Source organism: Streptomyces sp. NPDC040410, assembly GCF_055595715.1.
In genome coordinates this window covers 59,624-76,181 of record NZ_JBVIVK010000010.1, presented here as the reverse complement: position 1 = coordinate 76,181, position 16,558 = coordinate 59,624, and the positions used below count along the sequence as shown (strand labels likewise).

The following is a 16,558-nucleotide window of genomic DNA, read 5'->3' as shown; positions in this document are numbered from 1 at the left end:
CTCTGGCGTGGCCACGTGCACGGCGGCGATCAGCATTTCTGCAGGCAGATCGCAGAGCTGATGCCGCCGAAGCCCATGCTGAGGCTGACGGCCGTCTCGAACGCGCACGGCTCCGCCTCCTGCCCCACCCAGTCGAACGACGGGTCCATGGGATCCGCCAGATTGCGGGTGGGGTGCAGCTTCTGCGCCCTCATCTGGAGCAGCGTGGCGATCACTTCCACCGTGCCCGCCGCGGTCAGACCGTGGCCTGTGATCGACTTGGTCGCGTTGATCCGGGCGTCGGTGAGGCCGCACTGCTTCAGCGCCTGCAACTCGATCTCGTCGCCGGTGGGCGAGCCGGTGCCGTGGGGATTGACGTAGTCCACCGCGGATGCCGGCAGGCCGGCTTCCCGCAGCGCCGCCCGGACCACACCGGCCTCGCCTTCGAGCGAGGGATTGGGGTTCCTGTTGCCGTCCATCGCCGTGCCGCCACCGCGGAACCGGGCGTACGGCGCGGGGTGGCGGCGGCCCCCCTCCCGTTCGACGACGACCGCACCGCACGCCTCACCGAAGATGAAGCCGTCCCTGTTCCGGTCGAACGGGCGGCACGCGGCCGCCGCGTCATCCGCATAGCGGTTCGAGCCCATGGCCCCCATGGCCCGGAACGCGAGACACTCCCAGTACGAGAGGTCCATGAGCGCCCCCATGGCGACGCACACGTCGACCTGGCCCGACTGCACCGCCCGCACCGCTTGGAGTACGGCCAGCAGGCCACTGGCCGAGGCCCCACCCAGTGTGTGGGCGAAACCCCGGATCGGGTAGGCCTCCGTGCAGAACCCGCACAGGTCCGTGTCCATGAAGGCCATGCCGTAGGTGGGACGCAGGAACTCGGGCCGCTCCGCGTACCGCGCGTGAAGCTGCGTGAGCTCCCGCTGCTGGACGTTGGATCCGCCGATCACGAGACCGATGCGGGACGGATCGGCATCGTCCAGGCCGGCCTCGCGCCAGGCCTCGTCGAGGGTGGCCAGGGCGGCCTTCGACGAGAGGGAGGCCGTGCGCAGCACCCTCGGCGCAATGCTGTCGGGCATGGCCAACTCGGCTATCTCGGCGCCCAGGAAGGCGGTTGCGGAGCCGTCCTGGGCGACGGAGGCGGCCGGCGCCTGTCGCCCAGGGCGCCGCAGGGTGCCGAAGGCATGGCGGCCGTCGAGGAGAGCGGCGATGAAGTCGTCCTTGCCCTGGCCCACCGCGGCGGTAACGCCGAGGCCCGTGACGACGACATCGCGCTGGTCAGGAATGCGACTTGCCATGGATGAGATCCGCGAGTTCACCGATGTTCCCGGCGTCCGCGAGCTCGACCAGCGGGATGCTGAGCGAGAGCGACTCGAGCGTCATCATGATGATCTCCGCCCGGTCGATGGAGTTGGCCCCCAGATCCCGCAGCGAGTCATCGGCGACAAAAGCATGGTCCTCGAGTTCGGGGAGGACCTCGCGAGTGTTCTCCACGATCCGGTCGAAGACGTCCTGGTTCGGCATTCTGCTAACCCTCTATGTATTGGGACTTGATGAGGTCACGGACCTCGGGCTGATGGAAGGTCTTCTCGTGCATCGCCACCTCGCGGTCGATGAAGCCCGGAAGCTCCGCGCGCAGTTCGGACACGAGATGGTCCTTCAGTGTGATGAGTGAGACCCTCGGCTTCGCCGCGATGGTCTCGGCCAACTCGACGGCGTACGGCAGGACTTCCGCCCGCGGCAGAACGGGGAACGGAATCCCCCGCTCCTTGAGGTCACGGCCGTAGTAGGTCTCCGCCGCGAGCAGCATCTCCTCGGCCAGGCTGAATCCGAGCTTCCTGGGCAGGATCAGCGTCGCGCCCATGCCCGGCGTGAAGCCGTACTTCATGAAGTTCGTCGTGTAGATGCTCTCCTGACTGAGGATCACGAAGTCGGAGAAGAGCCCCATCGCGAAGCCGCCGCCAATGGCATGTCCCTGCATGGCGGCAATGACGGGAACAGGGCAGTCAAGAGCCAGGCCGTAGATGTCGGAGTCGGTGAAGCTGATCCGCCGCTCCTGGATCTGCAGCAGGCTCTCCTTCCTGCCGCCACTGGCGAAGTAGTTGCCGTAGCCCGTCAGGATGACCACCTTGCACTGCTCATTGGCCTTGACCTTTTCAAAAGATTCACTCAGGCCAATGATGAGCTGGTCGGAGAAGGTGTTCTTGTGCACCTTGTCCTGCATGGTGATCTGAACGACGTGTGGGCCGATCTCCTGATAGTCCACAGGTGCTGCGCCCTGCATGCCCTACTCCTCCTCCCAGGGAAACAGACCCGTTTCCACATAGCGCGCTATCTTCTGCAGGTTCTCCTTGTCGGAGAACACCTCCCGATTGGCCTCGACGGCCTTCTCACGGGCCGCAACCAGTGTGTTGTCGAGATTCCGCAGGTATTTCTTGTGGCGAGCCACTCCACTCTTGGGCAGATACCGAAGGCGCAGAATGTGTTTACGCAGCAGGTTTCCGCTGTTCTTGTCGCTGGCGTCCACCAGCTGCCAGTTCAGCGCCTGTTCGGCGGTGAACGGCTGGGTGGTGAGCGTGATGTAGTTGGCCTTGGCGTGGCCGACCTTCCTGATCAGGAACGGCATGACGCACGCCGGCATCAGACCGAAGAGCAGCTCCGAAAGGCTGAACACCGACCTGTCCTCGCACAGGGCGATGTCGCACGCGGCCACGAACCCCAGGCCTCCGGCGTTGACCTTGCCTCGGACGTGCGCGATGGAGACGAATGAGCCCTGGGCGAGCGCGAGCCACAGGTCGTACAACGCCTCGGCGTGCGACTGCTCATGGCTGCCGCCGTCCTCCGGGGTGCTGATCTCCCGGAAGTCGGCGCCCCAGCAGAACACCTCGGGCAGGCCTTCGAGGACGAGGACCTTCGCGTGCTCCTCGCAGAAACGCACGACCTTCGTGCACTCCTCGACCAGACGGCGGTTGATCGAGTTGTCGGCGTCGGGCCGGTGGATCTGGAGGAAGCAGATCTCGTTCTCGAACCTGACCTTGACCGTGTCGTACTCGGCGGCGTTCAGGAAACCCACTCGTACTCCCGGTGGAACTCGTCGATCCGCTTCAGGAACAGGAGTTCCCTGCCGAGCGCGGTCCTGGCCGCCGGCACGATGGTGGTGTCGAGGTCGACGTTGCGCGTGCCGAACTTCACCGCGTGGTTGGTCCTGAGCAACATGTCGTACTCGTCCATGCCCAGCTCGTACCGCTGGTCCAGGTGCTTCTCGATGGCGAGCCCGCGCAGCCGGTCCTGGCTGTCCTGCCGGACCACACCGCTGAAGAACTCGGAGCAGCATCCGGAGCCGTAGGAGAAGACACCGACACGCTGCGGGGCCGAGAGATCCGCGTTGTCGATGGTGCTGGCGAGCGACAGCATCGTGGTCGCGCCCATGATGTTGCCGACGCGCTGACAGTAGGTCAGGCCCGGGTGCATCCGGCGCCGGAAGTCCTCCTCGATCGCCGCTGGGCGCGCTTTGAGGAGCTTGCGCATCAGGTTGCGGTGTGCTCCCTTGATCATCCCGCCGAAGGGCGTGTGGAACGCGAGGTAGCCGAAGCTGTCGACGAAGTCCACGTCGCCGACGCGCCGCTGGTACTCCAGGAACGCGTTCTCGCAGCAGTCGAGATACGACAGCAGCGAAAGCTCCGCGTTGCCCGCCTCGCTGTCGGGCAGCGGACGGCAGGTGTCCATCACCTCGTGGCCGTAGTAGCCGCTTGCGCCGACATCGATCTGGAAGATGTGCGGGGTGTCGCTGATGAGCATCGCCACGGCGCCGGCGCCGCCGCTCGGCTCGGCGAACGACCAGTCCTCCGAGAGCGCGTCGCCGCCCTCGGCCACCATGAAGCGCGTGATGTCCGTGGCGATGACCAGGGCCTTCGCGCCCGGCGAGGTCTGCGAGAGGATGAAGTTCGCCGCCATCTGCAGAGCCGCCACACCCGAGTAGCAGGCGTTCTTGATCTCGAAGAGACGGCAGTTCCGGTTCAGCCCGAGCAGGTTGTGGAAGTACGTGCTCATGGACTTGCCGAAGTCGAAGGCCGACTCGGTCGCGGTGATGACCAGCTCGATGCGGTCCCGCTCCTCCGGGGGCAGGGCATCGATGAGAGGCTTGGCGGCGTTGACGCCGAACGTCACCGGGTCCTCATAGGGCAATGCAACGGTCTTTTCCTTCATGAGAAGGTTGTCGAACCTCGCGGTGTCGAGGCCGCGGTGGATCGCCAGCTTCTCCACATTGACGTGGCAGGTGCCTGCGAAGACATTCAGCGCTTCGATTCCGACGGTCGTCATCAATTTCTCCCTGGGGCCTTCCTGGTCAACTCGATCTGCTCACTGCTCAGTTGATGGGCTCGACTTCTTTGAGATCGAAGTACCCCCGGTACCCACTCATGTAGACAGCCGCACGGTGCCCGAAGAGAACGGTCGCCTCGGTGGCGGTCCGCAAGTCTTCGTAGTCGCCGGCCGTGGACCTGACACGAGTGCCGACCGCATGCTTTTCGTTCCACTGCCGAACCAGTTCGGCCGCCGAGAAGATCGGCTTTCCCTCGACGGGTGCCGTGTTCTTCCTCTGGTCCGGAAGCTCCCTGCGGATCTTCTTCTCCAGCTTGGTCAGGACGTTCCCGTGCCCGACCTCCTCGAACTCCATGCCCTCATGGCCGAGCAGGTGTTCCACGGTGTCGGTCCACCGCACCGGGCTGACGATCTGCTTCGCCAGATACTCCTTGACGCTGTGGTTCTCGTACGGCCGCCCGGTCACATTCGCGATCACCGGGATCCGGGGCTCGGAGAAGGGCGTGTCCGCCAGCAGATCCGCGAACTCGGCGCGGGCCGGCTCCATGTAGCGGGAGTGGAAGGCGCCGCTCGTGTTCAAAGGCACGAAGAGGTGGTTTCCGGTCTGAAAGAGCGGCTGCGCGGCCTTGATGTCCTCTGTCAGACCCGAAATCACTATCTGCGACGGCGTGTTGTAGTTCGCCAGGTCGATGGAGGTGAGCCGGTTCTGCTCCAGGATCGTCCGGATCTCCTTCTCCGAGGCGTTGAGGACGGCGGCCATGCCGCCGCCGGACGCCTGAGCCATCAGCTCGCCACGCTTCTTCACCAGGCGCAGGCCCGTCTCGAAACCGAAGCATTCGGCCGCCAGCAGCGCGTTGAACTCCCCCAGGCTGTGCCCGGCCACGAAGTCCGGCACCTGTCCGGTCTCCCGGATCTTCTTGTAGTAGGACAGGGCGTTGACCACGTAGAGCGCCGGCTGTGTGAACTGGGTCTGGTTGAGCCGGCCTTCGCGGTCCTCAAGGCAGAGGTCCTTGACGGAGTACCCCAGGATCGCGTCGGCGGCCCGGGTCAGCTCCTCGAACTCGTCGAAAAGGGAATCACCCATTCCCTTCCGTTGCGATCCCTGTCCGGGGAAGACATACGCCCTCATGGAGAACCCTTTCTCGTCATGCGGAGTCTTTTGGCGATGGTTACTGAACTACTCGTCCTGAGACGAATGAGTGAGGCGGGGGGCACCGTAGTGAACGCCCCGTCCGGCCCCGTTCCGGAAGTGCACGCGGCGCTCTGCGGGATTCACCGACCCCGGCTCGCCCGGCCCTGAGTGACGTATCGTCAAACCATATGCTCTGAACGCGAGTTATGGCCAGCGCAATAGACTTCGGCCGGCACCGGGCATTCAACTGCGCGCGGAAACGGGCCTTCACGTAAGTGCATGCAAACGCTCCGTGAGGATCGACGAGGCTTCCCGCATGAGTTCCGCCGCTATCCGGTCCGCATGACGGTTCCGCCAGTCGGCGAGCGGGGTTCCCTTCACCCATTGGTTGAAGGAGCCCAGTGCGGGGCCGGTGTGGACCTGTACGTTCGCCGGGTCGCGCTCGGGCTCGGAGAAGGACAGGCGGCTGCTGTAGCCGTAGTACCAGCGGAAGATGAGCGCCATCCTGCGCTTCGGGCTGCGCTCGGCACGCTCGATCTCCGCGACCCGGCCCGTCCTTTCCAGGTACTCCCGGGTCTCCAGCCAGACATCGTCGACGCTCTTCTTGAAGTACGTCTCCTGAATCTGCCGCCGGGTGCCCGCCGGGATTTCCTCCCAGGAGTCATAGGCCTTGTAGAGGGCGGACAGTTTGTTCGCCCGGGCGGGGAAGAGCACGCCCTTCTTCATGACCTGTACCAGCGCGCCGATCTCGAACATGTCACCGGCCGGGCAGTAGTCCGTGTCCTGTACGTCGATGCCCTGCAGCCGGTCCTTCACCGCATCGCTGATCCCGGCCTCCACCGTGCACTGATTGATGGAACCGGTCATGACGAAGTCCGCGCCCATCGTGAAGGCGGCGGCGACGGCCTGCGGCGTGCCGATCCCCCCGGCGAGCCCGAGGCGGATCTTCTCTGAGTAGCCGTACTCCCTCGTCATGTCGCGGCGCAGGCTCTGCATCGACGGCAGCAGGACCGTGGGCACACCCCGGTCGGTGTGTCCGCCCGAGTCCGCCTCCACGCAGAGATCCTGGGCCACCGGCACATTCCGGGCCAGTGCGGCCTGTTCAGGAGTGACCCTGCCCTCGGCGAGCAGGAGCGCCACGATGTCGTCGGGTGCGGGCTTCATGAACTCGCGGGCCACTTCGGGCCGGGAGATCTTGGCGAGGATCCGGGTGTCACGTGTGATGCCGCCACCGGGGCCTCTGCGGAGCCCGCTCAGATGGAACCGGACCAGGGCCGGGGTGACCTTGACGAAGGCGGACGCCTCTACGAAACGCACACCTTCGGCGAGCAGGAGCTCGACGTTGGCCGTCTCTCGCGCGGGGTCCTGCAGGTTGCACAGCAGGTTCACGCCGAACGACTGATGGGGCGTCAGGTTTCGTCGTATGAAGGCGATGTCACCTCTCACCCGCTCGGGGCGGAGGCCCGCCGCGCCGAGGAACCCCATGAAGCCGCCGCGGGCCATGGCGACCACCAGCTCCTTCGAGGCGATCCCCCGGTACATCGACCCCGACAGATACGCGAAATCGATGCCGAAGTCCCTGCGGAAGACCTCGCACCCGAGCTTCCGTGCCGCACCTTCCATACCGCGTCCCCCTGCTCGACGGCCCGGACACGGCCGCTCCCCACGTTCCGGGAGCGGCCGCTCCGTCCACTGTTCCTGCGGAATCCACATCTCGGGTGAGTCACCCTGAAACCGGCCTGTGGTCACCTTGCTGCGCGCCCCCGCCGACGCCGCCCCACCCAGGTCTTCGCGGCCGAGATCCGCTTCTCCTGCCGGCTGTCGGAGTAGAACAGTTTGCAGAAGGACCGGAGGGTCGTGAGGGACCGGCCGTCACTGAGGATCATGAAGTGGTTCGCGGAGTCCACGTCGGTCTGGTGAAAGTTCGGCAGCTGCTTCTGCCACTCCTCCCAGTAGTTGATGTGGTCAAGTGCCGTGCCGTCGGCCTGGGTCGAGAACACCGGTTCGAGCTCCCCGTAGAAGAGGCCGCTCTTGTTGCGGAAGTAGAAGCAGGTGACGGACTCCGGCCGGGGCAGCGGCCGTACGTCGTACTCGAGCACCTCGTAGGCTTCCTGGACCCGGACGTTCTGCTCCACCAGAGCCCGCAAGCCCTCCGGGGAGCCGGTCAGACCGCGCTGTTGGGCGAGGGCGACCAAGTGGTCGAGCAGGTCGTCGTCGCCCTGGTCCCAGTCCACCTCGCCGCTGGTGATGAACGAGTCGGCGAAATCCTTCGGATCCGGCCTCGAAGCCGCGAACAACAGGGCGTTGACCTGCTGAAGGATCATGTCCTTTCGGGACATGATCATCTGCTTGATGTTATCACCGTACATCGCGTCGACCATGACGACCGTCTCAACTGTCTTGTCCTGTTCCTGCAGTTGACGCGTCACCTCGTAGGCGAGAAGACCGCCGAGCGAGTAGCCGCCCAGGTCGTACGGCCCCTCGGGCTGGACCGTCCGAATGATGTGTGCGTAGTGGGCAGCCATGGCGGGGATCCCGCGCAGCGGCTCGCTGTCCGACATCCAGCCGCGGGCCTGGATGCCGTAGAAGGGCCGCTCGAAGCTGTCGGCGATCGAGCCGTAGACCTCAAGGCCACCGAGTCCGCCGTGGAACCAGAAGACCGGCCGGCCCTCACTGTTCGCGTTGAGACGGATGACCTCGGGGAAACGCGCCAGCGCCGCCGGAACCGTCGGCGCCTGCCCGTCCACGGCCGACGTACCGGAGCCGGGGGAAGATCCGAAGCGCCGCACCAGGTCCCGGGTCGACCGGCACTCGACCAGTGCCCTCAGGTCGGCCCCGGGGTCGACCTGCGACTGAAGCCCCTTCACCAGCTGCATCGCAAGGATCGAGCTGAATCCGAGGTCCTCCAGCGACGCGTCGAGGTCGAGCGTGTCCACCGGCATGCCCAGCAGGCCGGCGACCAGGGCCGCGATCTTCTCCGTAGCGTCCGTCCCCGTGGCCACCGCCACCGGGCCGGTCGCCGGGGCGTCCTGCGCGGCGGCGCCGCCGGACAGCGACCCGGTCGTCGAGACGACCTCCTGGCCCGGGCTCACCCAGTGCCTCTTGCGGTCGAACGGGTACGTCGGCAGCGTCCGCAGCATCCGCGGAGGCCGGCCCTGGCGGGGCACGGAGTCCCAGGGCACGGTCCCTCCGCGCGCCCAGAACAGTGCCAGCTTCTCCGGCCTGTTCTCCGCGACGAGTTCGCGGAGCACCGCGTCCCCGACGTTGCCGCTCAGCAACGCGCCGAGATCCGACTCCTCGCGCCTGGCGTCACCCGTGAACAGCGGTACGGCGGCCGTGGCGGCGGGTCCTTCGAGGTAGTGGCCGAGGCCCGTGACCAGCTCCTTGGCGTCGCCGACCACCAGCGCGAGGCGGGAGTCCATCGCCTCACGCCCGCACTGCAGCGTGTACGCGAGGTCCCCGAGGGACAGCTGTTCCTGCCGCTCCTGCACGAACTCGAGAAGCAGCCGCGCGGCGGCCTTCAGCCGGTCCTCGGTGCGCGCGGAGAGGACCACGATCCACGGCGCCCCGTCCCCGTCCGCCTCCGCGTCCGCGTCCGCGTCCGGGGAGATCTGCCCGGCTGTCTCCTCGCCGAGGTACTCCTCGATGACCAGGTGGGCGTTGGAGCCGCCTGCGCCGAACGCACTGATGGTGGCGCGCCGGGGATACTCGCGCTCCTGACCGTCGACGGCCACGACCGGCCGGTGCCAGCCTGTCGCCTCCTGCGGCAGATAGAACGCCGTGCCCTCGAACTCCACCCCGGGGTTGAGCCTGCCGCGTCCGGCGAACGGGACGAGACTGCGGTGCTTCAGCTGCAGCACGACCTTGCTGAGCTGGGCTATGCCCGAGGCCGCCTCGGCGTTGCCGAGCGTGGACTTGACCGTGCCGACGGCGCAGAAACCCTCGTCCTGCGTGTGCTTGCCGAACACCTTCTTGAGGGCCGCGAACTCGATGGCGTCGCCCAGCTGGGAGCCGTTCGCCGACGCCTCGACGTAACTGACCGTGCGCGGGTGGACGCCCGCCCGTTCCAGGTTCTCCTCGATCAGCTGCGCCTGCCGGTCGGGGCTCGGCACCATGGGGCCGTTCGTGCGGCCCTTGTGGTTCGTGGCGCTCGACCGGATGACGGCGAGGATCTCGTCGCCGTCACCGACAGCCCGGGACAGCGGTTTCAACAGTACGGCGCCGACGCCCTCCGCAGGGATGAAGCCGTCCCCGTCGAGGAAGGCCCGGCTGTCGGGGGCACTGCCGGTAAGGCCGGTCAGGCTCAGCCCCAGGTACTTCTTGGGGTGCAGGGAGAGGTTGACGCCGCCGGCGATCATCATCTCGCAGGTCCCCCTGCGCAGTTCCTCGCACGCCATGTGGATGGCGACGAGCGACGAGGAGCACGTCGTGTCGACCGCGAGGCTCGGCCCCTGCAGATCGAAGAAGTGCGACACCCGGTTCGCGACGGCGCTGTACGACATGACCGAGGTGATCGACTCGTGCACGATGTCGGACGACAGCAGTTGGTACTGCTGGTACATCGCGCCGACGAAGACCCCGACGTTGCCGCCGTACGTGTCACGCAGGCGCTCCCGGGTGTGCCCCGAGCTCTCCAGCAGGTTCCACACGCATTCGAGGAAGAGGCGTGTCTGCGGGTCCATGATCGCCGCCTCACGCGGCGAGACGTTGAAGAACAGCGAGTCGAAGTCGGCGACGCCGTCGATGAATCCGCCCCACTTCGTGGGCGTCTTGCCTGGCTGGTTCTTCTCCGGGTCGTAGTAGCGACCGTGGTCCCACCGGTCCGCGGGTACCTCCGTGACGCAGTCCCGTCCCGCGGCCAGGTTGCTCCAGAACTCGTCCAGGTCCTTCGCCCCGGGGTAGCGGCCGGAGAGTCCGATGACCGCGATCGCGTCCTCCGGTGCCTCGCTCCGGCTCCGCGGCACCTCCCGCGCCACGGGCACGACGGGCTCCACGGACAGCGCGGGCGCCACCGGCGCCACCGGCGCCACGTGCGCCACGGGCGCCACGGGCTCGGCCGGCTCGGCGAGAGCGGCCGGCCGCGTGGGCTCGGCGCCGATGCCCAGGACGGACCGCAGAGCGCCCGCGTGGGTCTCGAGGAAGTAGGCGCTCAGTGCGTCGATGGTCTGGTACTCGAAGAAGAGCGTCTTCGGCAGCGAACCGAAGTCGGCCTCCAGCCGGTTCGTGACGGTGAGCGCCAGCACCGAGTCGATGCCGAACCGGTCGAAGGGAGCCGCCTCGTCGATCCGGTGCGCGGGCACCTGGATCACCTCGGCCAGCGTGTTCCTGAGGTACGAGACGAGCGCGGTGCGCACGGCGCCGCGGTCGTCGCCCCTACCCCCCTCGGGCCGGGCGAAGTCCCGCCGCACCGGCTCGGGCAGGGGCCGCGCGGCAGGCCGCGGGGAGGGCTGCGGATCCTGCTGGGGAACGGCCCCGTGCAGCACGGTGCGCCTGATCCTGTCGGCGTCGCCCGCGATGCACAGGACCTGACTGTGCGGCGCGTCGAGCGCGGCGTACAGCGCATCGATCCCCATGACGCCGGGCATCGCCACCATGCCCAGACGCTCGCGCATCAGGGCCTCGGTGCCGGCGTCCACCCGCATGCCGCCCTCGGCCCACAGCGGCCAGTCGACCGAGACGGAGGCGCCGGAGCGCTGCCCGTTCGCCACCAGCTCCTGCCGGTGCTGCAGGTAGGCGTCCAGGAACGCGTTGGCGGCGGCGTAGTCGGCCTGTCCCGTGTTGCCGAACACCCCGGCCGCGCCGGAGAACGCGACGAGGAAGTCCAGTGGTACGTCCTTGCTGGCCTCGTCCAGGTTCACCAGCCCCGCCACCTTCGGCGCGAGAACCTCGCGGCACTCCTCGGCGGTCTTCCGGCGGACGAAGTTGTCCTTGATGACCCCGGCGCCGTGGATGATGCCGTGCAGGGCACCGTGCTCCTGAAGGATGCCGTCGATCAGGGACCGCACGGCGGTCTCCTGGCTCACGTCGACGCGCTCGTAGCGCACGTCGGCCCCGTGCGCACGCAGCGCGTCGAGGACCGTCTGCCGCTCGGGGCGCAGCGGCGAGCGGCCCGCGAGGACGAGTGTGACATCCCGCATCCCGGCCACCATGTCCTGCGTGAGGACCGTCGCGATTCCGCCGAGCCCGCCCGTGACGAGGTAGACGCCGCCATCGCGCCACGGCACCCGGACCTCGGGGTGGCTGTCGCCCTCGGTCCAGGTCAGCGCCTCCGTGCGGCCGTCGCGGAAGCGCAGGCAGCTCTCGTCGGCGTACCGGCGCCCGGTGCCGATCCGGGACACCAGCCGGCCGGTGCTCTCGGTGGGGTCGACGAGGACGGCCTGGGCCACCAGCCTGGGGTCCTCCGCCTGCGCCGACTTCAGGAGGCCGAGGAGGCCCCGGGCGGTGGCGACAGGGGCCTCGTCGGGGACGACGAGCTGCACGAGCACGCGTTGCGCGTCACCGTCCAGCAGGCTCTGGACATGGCCCAGGGCCTGCACGGTGTACTCGGTGAAGCGCTTCGCGATGCCCGGTGCGGCGGACGTCAGGGTCAGCACCTCCACCGCCGGGTCCTGCTCCGCCAGCGCGTCGGCGAGGTCGGGCAGATCGGGCAGCAGGACGACGTGCCTGCTCGGCGTGGTCTGCGCGGTGCCCGGCCGCGCCTGACGCCATACGGGAAGGAAGTCGACCCGCGCGATCTCGGCGGGGGCCGGGTCTGCGTCCAGGACGCGGTAGGACATGCCCTTGAACCGGACGCGCACCTGTCCCCGGTCGTCGCACAGGTCGATGTCCAGCTTGAAGACCTTGCTGTCCCTCTCGACGCCGGCGCTGTAGCGGATCCAGGCCCACATGGTCTCCGTGCAGGAGCCGAGGATCTCCAACTCGTCCAGGGCGAAAGGCAGTGAGGGCTTCATTCCGGACACGTCGAGGGTGTCCGCGTCCCCGGCTGCAAGGCCCATGCCGAGCGAGGCCTGCAGCGTCGCGTCGAGGAGGCTGGGGTGCAGCACGAAGGAGTCCCGCGTGTCGTGCACGGAGCCGGGCAGCGCGAGGCGCACCAGCACCTGGTCATGGCCGATGTGCAGGCGTTCGATGCCGCGGTGCGAGGAGCCGTAGCCGAAGCCGATGGCCTCGTACGCCGGGTACAGCCGATCGGCGCCGAGCTCGGTCCTGTCGCACGCGGCCCTGACACCCGGGAGGTCGAGCGTGGCGGGGACGGCGGCCTTCAGCAGCACCTGCCCCTGGCTGTGCACCACTTGTGCCGCGCCGTGGGTGCCGTCGGCCGTGCCGGTGATGGCGTACTCGGCCTCGTCGTCGCTCCGGGGCACGAGTGACGTGGTGAGCGTGACGGGCTCGCCGGTGGCGGTCACGGGGCGCGCCCACACGACGTTCCGCAGGGCGATGCCCGATGCGTCCGGATCAGAACCGCCCAGGGCCAGGGACGCGGCGGCCCGCGCCATCTCCAGGCAGACGACGCCCGGGAGGACCTTCCGGCCCTTCACCACGTGGTCCCTGAGGAAGAACTCGTCGCCGGTGAACTCCGAGCGGTAGCGCCGGGTGCCGAAGTCCGAGGAGTCGGCGTGCAGCAGCGGGTGCGGCGCAGCCGTCAACTGGTGTGCCGGGGGCGGGGACGCCGCCTCGGGTACCCAGTACCGGTCACGGGCGAACGGGTAGGTGGGGAGCGGCAGGCGAGTGTGCCCGCCCTCGGCGAACAGCCCGGCGTAGTCCAGGCCGTAGCCCTGGACATACAGGTCCGCGACGGTGGACAGCAGCTCGCTGAGGGACTCCGGGTCCGCGCCCGTCGTCACCTGCCGGATGCAGTCGTTGCCGAAGTTCCTGAGCGCGGCGCGCTCGTTGTGCCCCTGCGCCGGGACCTCGCCGGTGCACACGCGCGGGCTGCGCCGCCCGGCCTGCCAGAGCCGCAGGCTCTGGACGAGCTCCGCGTGGTCGCGTACGACACAGGCCAGCCGGTGTGGCAGGTGCTTTCGGCCGGTGAGCAGGGTGAACGCGATGTCTGCCAGGTCGAGTTCGGGTCGCTTCTCGCAGTGGGCGAGGAGCCGCTCGACCTGCTCCGCAAGCTGCTCGGCAGTGCCCGCGGACAGGGTGATGAGCCGAGGTGACGGCGCACCGGTGGGGCGGGCACGGTGCGGGGCCTCCTCGATCACCATGTGGGCGTTGGTCCCGCTGACGCCGAAGGAGCTGACCGCCGCCCGGCGAGTGCCGTCTCCACCGGGCTCCCAGGAGCGGTTCGCCGTGTTCACGTAGAACGGGCTGTCGTTGAAGTCGATGTGGGCGTTGCCCTTCTCGAAGTTGATCGAGGGCGGGACGCGCCGGTGCTTGAGCGAGAGCAGAACCTTGAGGACACCGGCGATGCCGGCGGCGGTGATGGTGTGGCCGAGGTTGGACTTGACCGAGCCCAGCGCGCAGTAGTCCTGCTTCTGGGTGTGCCTGCGGAAGGCCCGCTTGAGCGCGTGGTACTCGATCGGGTCGCCGAGCTTCGTGCCCGTGCCGTGGGCCTCCATCATCTGGATGTGCTCGGGGTTGATACCGAAGTCCTCGTAGACGGAGGTCTCCAAGCGCTCCTGGGACCGGGCGCTCGGCGCGGTGATTCCGTTCGAGGCGCCGTCCTGGTTGATTCCGGAGCCGCTGATGACGCCGTGGATGTGATCCCCGTCGGCGAGCGCGTCGCTCAGCCGCTTGAGTACGACGACACCCGCGCCCTCGCCGGGGACGAAGCCGTCGGCTCGGTCGTCGAAGGTGTGGCAGCGGCCGCTCGCGGAGAGCATGCCGGCCTGGCCGGCGATCAGGTAGAACTGCGGCGTGCACTGGATGGCGACGCCGCCCGCCAGGGCCATCTCGGTCTCGTTGCCCCACAGGCCCTGGCAGGCCAGGTGGATGGCGACAAGGGAGCTGGAGCAGGCGGTGTCGACGGAGATCGCCGGGCCCTGCAGGTCGAGGTAGTAGGAGATACGGGCCGGCATCGCCGACAGCGCGTTGCCCCACATGGACTGCGGGGGTGCCTCGCCCCCGAACAACTGCGAGTAGCCGCTCTCCTGGCAGCCCACGTAGACGCCGACCCGCCTGCCCTGGGTGCCGGAGCCCGCGTACCCGGCGTCCTCCAGCGCCTTCCACGACTCCTCGAGGAACACCCGCTGCTGCGGATCCATGTACGTCGCTTCGACGCCCGAGATGTTGAAGAACGTCGGGTCGAACCGGTCCATGTCGTCGATGAAGCTGCCGTAGTCGCAGCGCTGAGCGCCCGCGGGGTAGTGACGCGACATGTCCCAGCGCGAGACCGGCTCGATGAGGTCGTCGCCCTGCGCCAGGTGCTGCCACAGCTGCTCGACATCGGCGGAGCCGCCGAACCTGCCGCTCATACCGACGATGGCGATCGGCTCCTTGCGCAGGCCGCCGGCCGGCTCGTGCGGCGCGCGCGCGGGAGCGGTCCGGGGCTGCGGGACGGCCGTGTGCGGTGCCGCGGCCGTCGGCGCCGGTTCCGCGGCCGGCGCTCGCGACTCGCCCGGCAGCGAGGCGGTGACCTCCGCCCGGTGGGTGGCGACGATGTGCCGGGCGAGCCGGTTCACGGAGCCGTGGTCGAACAGGTCGGTCGTGGCCAGGTCGATGCCGATCTTCTGGTTGATCTCCTGGATCAGCTGCACGCCGATGATCGAATCGATGCCGTAGTCCATGAAGGCGTCGTCGGCGGCGATCTGCGTCCGGTCGACCTTCAAGGACAGCTTCAGCTGCTCGTAGATGACGTCCTTGACGTGCTGTTCGAGCATGTCGCCGGTGACCGAGGAGGTGAGCGCTCCCGTCCGCGCGGTGCGGCGTGCCGGGCTCGCGGCCCGCTCCTGTGCGGGGTCCGCGGCCCGCTCGTTCCCGGTCCCGGAGGCCTCCGCGATCTCCTGCCGGATCAGGCCGTCGCTGTCCGCCGCGATGACCTGGTGGCCCAGGTCGTGCAGTCGCTGCGCGGGGAACGACACCGAGCCGAAGCCCTCGTCGTCGAGGACCTCCTCCCAGGACTCGGGGGCCAGGCCGGGGCAGCCGGGGATGCGCAGCTCGTCGTCCTCGTACAGCCACCAGCCCTCGAGGAGACCGAACGTCAGGTGTGTGAACAGCGAGTACGCGGACAGCTCGTTCGCGAGCAGGACGCCGTTCTCCTTCAGCGCGCCCTTGGCGTTGCGCAGCGTCCGGCGGATGTCCTTCGTGGCGTGCAGGACGTTGGTGGCCAGCACGATGTCGTACGAGCCGGGCTCCACGTCCTGTGCCGCCAGCGGCTCTTCCACATCGAAGATCCGGTAGTCCAGGTAGGGGTGCTTCGGCCCGTACTCCTTCTCCGCGTACATCAGGAAGGACTTCGACAGGTCGGTGTAGCAGTACGTCTCGACGTGGGGTGCGAAGGGCTCAAGGCTCTCGAAGACCTTCACGCTCCCGCCGCCCGTGCCCGCGCCGATCTCCAGGATGCGGATGCGGGCCGACGGGTCACCGCGCACGATGTCCCGCACCACGGCGGCCACGGCGTCGGCCATGACGCCGTTGAAGCAGTCGGTGACGGGGTTGTTCTTGTAGATCCCCTCGACCAGTTCCATGGAGGAGTTGGGGAACATGACATCGGTGGCGAGCACCTCGCCGCTCAGGATGCGCGGCAGCGCGCGCAGCATGGCGTCGAGGAGCACGGCCTGCGCGCGCAGATCGTCGTTGCGCTTCCACACCGCGCTGCGTTCCTCCCACTCCGCCCACACGTCGCGGCTGCTCACGGCGTGCGCGGGGCGGGGCCGGGCGGCGTCGCCGTCGAGGTAACCGCGCATCCGCAGCTGGCGGACGGACTCCGCCAGCCAGCTGCGCAGTTCGTCGCCGAGGGGCAGCCGGGGGGCCGGGCCGGTGAAGAGACCGACGCTCTGCAACTGGTTGAGCAGGAGCCGGCTCAGCAGGTCGTCGTCGATGAGCGTGTCCGCGCCCTGACCCGGGTCGGCGACGGCCGGGGCGGCTGTCCGGTCGGCTATCTCCTGGCACAGGCGGGCCAGGGGAACCCTCGTGCCCTTCCGGGCCGTTGTGATGGCTTCGCGCCGAATGATGTGCTGCATG

8 protein-coding genes are annotated in these 16,558 nt (G+C 68.3%); all 8 read right to left on the bottom strand.

Going from position 1 to position 16,558, the window contains the following annotated elements; translation table 11 throughout:
• Positions 1–29 precede the first annotated feature (29 nt).
• Positions 30–1,286 (bottom strand): beta-ketoacyl synthase N-terminal-like domain-containing protein, encoded by a 1,257-nt coding sequence (locus ACZ562_RS20705; RefSeq protein ID WP_471181042.1) that lies wholly within the window; start codon positions 1,284–1,286, stop codon positions 30–32.
• Positions 1,267–1,512: an acyl carrier protein gene (locus ACZ562_RS20700; RefSeq protein ID WP_471181040.1), complete on the bottom strand. Its 246-nt coding sequence runs from the start codon at positions 1,510–1,512 to the stop codon at positions 1,267–1,269. The genes ACZ562_RS20705 and ACZ562_RS20700 overlap by 20 nt, the downstream gene beginning before the upstream one ends.
• 4 nt (positions 1,513–1,516) lie before the next feature.
• Positions 1,517–2,272 carry a polyketide synthase gene (locus ACZ562_RS20695; RefSeq protein ID WP_471181038.1) on the bottom strand — a complete coding sequence of 252 codons (756 nt, stop codon included), beginning with the start codon at positions 2,270–2,272 and terminating at the stop codon, positions 1,517–1,519.
• A 3-nt stretch (positions 2,273–2,275) separates the two neighbouring features.
• Complete coding sequence (locus tag ACZ562_RS20690) at positions 2,276–3,061, bottom strand: enoyl-CoA hydratase/isomerase (protein ID WP_471181035.1); 786 nt, start codon at positions 3,059–3,061, stop codon at positions 2,276–2,278.
• Positions 3,049–4,308 carry a hydroxymethylglutaryl-CoA synthase family protein gene (locus ACZ562_RS20685; RefSeq protein ID WP_471181033.1) on the bottom strand — a complete coding sequence of 420 codons (1,260 nt, stop codon included), beginning with the start codon at positions 4,306–4,308 and terminating at the stop codon, positions 3,049–3,051. Before ACZ562_RS20685 ends, ACZ562_RS20690 begins: the two co-directional genes overlap by 13 nt.
• A gap of 46 nt (positions 4,309–4,354) precedes the next feature.
• Positions 4,355–5,437: an ACP S-malonyltransferase gene (fabD, locus tag ACZ562_RS20680; protein WP_471181030.1), complete on the bottom strand. Its 1,083-nt coding sequence runs from the start codon at positions 5,435–5,437 to the stop codon at positions 4,355–4,357.
• A 270-nt stretch (positions 5,438–5,707) separates the two neighbouring features.
• Complete coding sequence (locus ACZ562_RS20675; RefSeq protein WP_471181027.1) at positions 5,708–7,063, bottom strand: PfaD family polyunsaturated fatty acid/polyketide biosynthesis protein; 1,356 nt, start codon at positions 7,061–7,063, stop codon at positions 5,708–5,710.
• 122 nt (positions 7,064–7,185) lie between these two features.
• Positions 7,186–16,557: an SDR family NAD(P)-dependent oxidoreductase gene (locus ACZ562_RS20670; protein ID WP_471181025.1), complete on the bottom strand. Its 9,372-nt coding sequence runs from the start codon at positions 16,555–16,557 to the stop codon at positions 7,186–7,188.
• Position 16,558 lies beyond the last annotated feature (1 nt).